The sequence below is a fragment of the Kitasatospora sp. NPDC056327 genome (assembly GCF_042261735.1).
Lineage (GTDB): Bacteria > Actinomycetota > Actinomycetes > Streptomycetales > Streptomycetaceae > Kitasatospora.
Genome location: NZ_JBHJRC010000425.1, coordinates 1 through 5,218 on the forward strand (window position 1 = coordinate 1; position 5,218 = coordinate 5,218).

Here is a 5,218-nt window from a genome sequence, read left to right on the forward strand (position 1 = left end):
CCGGCGGGGGGACCCCTCCTCCCCAGGTATGACATTTCCCCGGGGCCCGGCCGGCCGGGGCTACTCGACCGCGACGCCCCAGCGCACCGCGAGCCCGGCCAGGCCGCCCGCGACCGGCGTGCCGCTCGGGGTGAACCGCCAGACGCCGCCGTGCCGCCGGAAGGAGCCGACGGCCATCGCGCTCTCCGACACCCCGCCGGTCGCCGCCGTCCACGCGGCGGGTCCGGCGGCGTCCGCGGCGAAGGCCCCCTCCAGGGCCAGCCCGTGCACGTAGCCGAGCGGCAGCGGCGGGTTCTCCTCCTCCTCGGTGGACACCGCGACCACCACCTCGTCCACGCCCGGCGCGAGCCGGCCCGGCTCAAGGGTGAGTTCGGCGCGGCGGACCGGCTCGCCCGGGACCGAACGGGTCGGGTGCAGCCGCACCGCGCCCTCCGGGTCCTGCGGGTTGTTGAAGAACACGAAGTGTTCGTCGCCCACCACGCTGCCGCCCGCGCACAGGAAGGCCGAGACGTCCAGTTCGACCGCGTCGCCGCCGGCCGTGCGGCTGCCCCAGGAGAGCGCGAGGGTCGTGGTGGCGTGCCCGTCCGCCCTGTCCGCCCCGCCCTGTCCGGCCGCGTCGCCGCCGCCCCGCGCCCCGGTGCCCCGTGGGCCGCCGGAGCCGTTCGGCCGCTCGCCCAGGCGGCCGCGCAGACCCTGCTCCGCCAGCAGCTCCACCAGCTCGGGCCCGCTCACCAGGGTCAGCGGCTTGTTGCGGATGTAGTCGTACGAACCCGGCCCGAACCCGGCGGTGGTCACCAGGATGCCCTTGATCGCGCCGTGGTGGCGCACCGTCGAGTCGAGGTCGCGCACCGCGGTGGGGGAGACCGTCGAGCGGTAGCGCTTGGCCTGGATCACGATCCGGCCGCCGGTCACCGGGTCGAGGTCCTCGGCGACCACGTCCACCCCGGCGTCGCCGCTGCGCGCGGTGGTCATCACCCGGAAGCCGCGCAGCCGGAACAGCTCGGCGATCAGCTCCTCGAACTCGATCGGGTCCATCTCGAACAGGTCGGGGTCGTCCTCGCCGCCCTGCCCGGCCACCGTGCCGCCGACCGTCTCCGGCAGCCGGTCCGGCCGCACCTCGTCCAGCCGCTCGGGGCGCGCCGACAGCACGCCGCCCAGGCCCTGGAAGCACTCCACGGCCGCCACCCGGTCCAGTGCCAGCCCGGCGAACTCGCCCCGGTCGACCGTCACCGTGGTGAGGAACCGCTCCGCCTCCCGGCCGGTCGCCGGGTCGATGCCGCGCACGAAGCCGTTCAGCACCACCGAGGCCAGCAGTCCGTCCCCGTCCGCCCGGTAGAGCTCGGTCACCACCCGCAGCGCGGTCTGCGCGAGCACCTCCCGGTAGAGCGCCTTGCGCTCGGTCGCCGGGCGGGCCACCTCGGCCTCCCGGTCGTCGGTCCGCACGTACCGCACCCGGGCGGCCGCCGGGACGACGTCCGCGCCCGGCAGCTCCCAGTTGACCACCAGCTGGCGGCTCGACGCCTCCCAGGCCGCCACCAGCCGGTGCGGGAAGCCCTCCGGCCAGCCCGCCGAGGCGTACAGCACCGCGGTGAAGTACTCCTGCACGGCCTCCGCCTCGCCGGACCGCAGCCGGCGCAGCAACTCCTCGGTGCGGGAGGCCCGTTGCTCGTCCTCCCGGCGGAACCTGGCCACCCACTCCAGGTACTGGCCGTGGTACTCGGCCAGCCGGCGCTGCCGGTCGGCCTCGGCGGCCTGCGCCGCGTACCAGTCCTGCTCGAACCGCGCCCGGGCCTGCGCCACGTACTGCTCGTACTGCTGCCACACCCCCGGGTTGCGGGCCTGCACCGGGTCCGGCGGCGGCACCTGGTAGCGCGCCTGGTCGGGCATCGGCACCGGCTCGCCCAGCCGCCCCGGCTCGAACGGCGGCACCGGACGCGGGGCGAGCAGACTCTGCGGCCGGAACGCCGCACGGCCCAGGCCGGCCCCCAGCAGGCCGCTCAACTCCGACACCCGGGCGTCCAGTTCGGCCGTCCGCCGGGCCGCCTCGGCCTCCCGGGACTGCTGGTACGCCCGCTGCGCCTCGCGCTCCGTGCGGGCCGCCGCCTTCTGTGCCTCGCGCTGTTCCCGCTCCCGCCGGTGCTGCTCGGCGGCCTGGGCGCGCCACCGGGCCTCCTCCCGGCGCTGCTCCTGTCGCTGGGCCTCCGCCCAGACCGCCAGTACCCCGTCGTTCCGCCGCCCCGCCACGTCCACCCCTTCGTTCCACACCGGTCCGCCGCGGCGCGGGCCTCCCGGTCGCGCCGCTGCCGCGCCCGCCACAATAGAACGTGTCCCGGGGGAGTGCGCAAAGGCCCCGCGACCTGCGGCGTCGGCCGGGGGTGAACGGGCGTCAGGCCCCGGCGCCGGGCTCGCGCACCGCGGCGTACCAGCGCCACTCGGTGCGGCGCGGCCGGCCGGGCAGCGCCGCGCGGCCGGTGGCCCAGAGCAGGGTCGGCCAGGGTCCGGCGCCGGGGTGGGGCGCGACGTCGGGGAAGAGCCGGGCCAGGGTGCGGCGGCAGACGTCGGCCGGCGGGTCCCAGGGCAGTCCCAGGCCCCCGGCGACGTCGTGCAGGTGGACCAGCGTCTCCACCAGGCTCATCGCGACGAAGCCCGCCGGGTCGGCGAGCCCCCAGGGGTGGAAGGCGCGGACGTCGGGCGTCCTGGCCCGGGCGGCGGCGACCATGAGCCCGCCGCTCGCCTCCAGGACCTGGAGCAGGGCCCCGGGGCCGCCGTCCCGCTCGGCGAGGACGAAGTTCCTCGGCCCGCCGGGGAACGGCCGCCGGGTGGCGAACGGCACGTAGCGGTCCCGGGGCGGTTCCTCCGGGCCGAGCTGGGCGGCGTAGGCGAGCAGGTCGTCCGCGAGGTGCTCGACGGTGCTCCAGCAGTCCCAGGCGACGCCGCCGGCCGGGCGGGACCAGTCGGCGCCGGCGGGGGCGGCGCGCAGGGTCCGCAGGGCGAGCCGGAGCACGGCGGCCAGGTCGTCGGGGGTCACGGGGCCGGGCGTCGGGGCATCGGTGGTGATCATGCCGGGACGCTATCCGGTGGCCCGTCGTGCGAAAAATGCCCCTGGGGGTATCTCTGCTACAGTCGGAGATACCCCGGGGGGTACACCGGGCCCGCCGCGCCGGCGGGTCTCCGAGCAGGACGTGAAGGAGAGGCACGTGTTCTTCGTCGACACCCTGGAGACCGAGGGCCCCGGCAACCGCGGCCACCTGGCCGGCGGGCCCGAGGGGGCCGTCGTGATCGACCCGCCGCGCGACACCGACCGGGTGGTCGCCGCGGCCGCCCGCCGGGGAGTGCGGATCGCCCGCGCGGCCGGGACCCACGTCCACAACGCCCGCGTCACCGGCGGCCTGGAACTCGCCCGGGGCACCGGCGCCCACCACCTCGTCCCGGCCGACGCCGCCGTCTCCTACCGGCGGGTGCTCGTGCACGACGGCGGCGAGTTCGAGACCGACCCGGCCGCCGGCCTCACCCTGCGGGCCGTCGCCACACCGTCGTGACCACCTGACCGCCCACCCCCAGGGCGCACCACCCGTACGGCACCACCCCGCAGGAGCACCACCATGCACCACCCCCCACTCCGTCCCGCCCCCCGAATACCCACCGGGCCCCGCCCGGCCCGCCCCCGGGGCACCGGCACCGGCGCCCCGACCGCCGGGCCCGGATCCGCCGCCGCCCCGGCCGCACGCCCCGCGTCCCTCCCCCCGGGAGCACGCCGATGACCACCCTGCTGCTGGCGCTCGCCGCCGGGGCGGTCGTCGGGCTGGTGCTCGGCGGGCTCGGCGGCGGGGGAGGCATCCTCGCCGTCCCCGCGCTGATCTACCTGCTCGGGCTCAGCCCGGCGGCGGCCACCACCGCCGCCCTGCTGATCGTCCTCGCCACCTCGGTCTCGGCGATCGTCGCCCACACGAGGGCCGGCACCATCCGCTGGCGCACCGCCCTGGCCTTCGCCGCCGCCGGCCTGCTGCCCGCCGCCCTCACCGGCGCCGCCGCGGCCCGGCTGCCGCAGGGCGTGCTCACCGCCGCCTTCGCGCTGGTCGCCGCCCTGGCCGGCCTCCGGATGCTGCGCCCGCCGCGCCCGGCCCCGGCGGCAGGTCCGCCCGTGCCCGCCGGGTCCCGCGCGGGGCGCGCCGCCGCCTCGGGGGCCGGGCTGGGCGCACTGACCGGCCTGCTCGGTGTCGGCGGCGGCTTCCTGGCCGTGCCGGCCCTGGTCGGCGCGGTCGGGCTCTCGATGGAGGCCGCGATCGGCACCAGCCTGCCGGTGATCGCGGTCAACGCCTCCGCCTCCCTGGTCACCCGGGGCGGCGCGGCCGGGCTGGACTGGGCCGTGATCGCCCCCTTCACGGCCGCCGCCGTGCTCGGCGCCTGGGACGGCAAGCGGCTCGCCGCCCGGCTCTCCGGCGCCGTCCTCCAGCGGACCTTCGCGGGACTGCTGCTCGCCGTCGCCGTGGTGATGGGCGCCGACGCCGTGCTCCGACCCTCCTGACTCCCCCCGTACCGCCGTTGCCCGGCGAACCCTTCAGAGACCCCTTCCCCGAGGAGCCCCCATGGCCACCCCCACCGAACTCACCCCGGCCCAGGCGCACCCCCGCCTCGCCACCCTCACCGTCGTCGACGTCCGCACCCCGGGCGAGTACGCCGCCGGGCACGTCCCCGGCGCCCTGAACATCCCGCTCGACCAGCTGGAGCGCGCCCTCCCCGCGCTGCGCACCGCCGCCGCCCGCGGCGACCTGCTCGTCGTCTGCGCCTCCGGCAACCGCTCCGGCCGGGCCTGCGAGGACCTCGTCGCCGCGGGCATCCCGGCCGCGACGCTGGTCGGCGGCACCAGTGCCTGGGCCGCCGCCGGGCACGAGGTGCGGCGCCCCGAGGGCGCGCCGGCCCGGGCCCCGTGGGCGATGGACCGCCAGGTCCGCTTCGCCGCCGGCGGCCTCGTGGTGGCCGGGCTGCTCGCCGACCGGGCCCGCCCCGGCCTCCGCTGGCTCTCCGCCGGGGTCGGCGCCGGCCTGGTCCTCTCGGCGGTGACCAACACCTGCGCGATGGGCAACCTGCTCGCCCGCCTCCCGCACAACCGCCCCCGTCCGGGCCAGGTCCCCGACCTCGACACCACCCTCGCCGCCCTCACCGGGGCGCACTGACCCGGCGCGGGAGCGCGGCCCCGCCACCGGAGGACTCCCCGCTC

Annotated in this window: 4 protein-coding genes and 1 pseudogene; 3 read left to right on the top strand and 2 right to left on the bottom strand. The window is 78.3% G+C overall.

What is annotated here, in order from left to right:
* Positions 1–60: 60 nt before the first annotated feature.
* The gene (locus ACFCX4_RS34460; protein ID WP_376151119.1) at positions 61–2,244 is read right to left on the bottom strand and encodes a restriction endonuclease; all 2,184 of its coding nucleotides are present in this window, start codon (positions 2,242–2,244) and stop codon (positions 61–63) included.
* A 142-nt stretch (positions 2,245–2,386) separates the two neighbouring features.
* The gene (locus tag ACFCX4_RS34465; protein ID WP_376151121.1) at positions 2,387–3,061 is read right to left on the bottom strand and encodes a maleylpyruvate isomerase N-terminal domain-containing protein; all 675 of its coding nucleotides are present in this window, start codon (positions 3,059–3,061) and stop codon (positions 2,387–2,389) included.
* A gap of 136 nt (positions 3,062–3,197) precedes the next feature.
* On the opposite strand from ACFCX4_RS34465, the pseudogene ACFCX4_RS34470 reads away from it, so the two are divergent.
* The 3 genes and pseudogenes from ACFCX4_RS34470 to ACFCX4_RS34480 all read left to right on the top strand — a co-directional run.
* Positions 3,198–3,533 (top strand): annotated as a pseudogene (locus ACFCX4_RS34470) (MBL fold metallo-hydrolase); the annotation flags it as partial.
* A gap of 224 nt (positions 3,534–3,757) precedes the next feature.
* Entirely contained in the window at positions 3,758–4,525 is a 768-nt protein-coding gene (locus ACFCX4_RS34475) for a TSUP family transporter (protein WP_376151123.1), read from the top strand.
* Positions 4,526–4,586: 61 nt separating this feature from the next.
* Positions 4,587–5,174: a rhodanese-like domain-containing protein gene (locus tag ACFCX4_RS34480; protein ID WP_376151125.1), complete on the top strand. Its 588-nt coding sequence runs from the start codon at positions 4,587–4,589 to the stop codon at positions 5,172–5,174.
* The last annotated feature ends 44 nt before the right edge of the window (positions 5,175–5,218 follow it).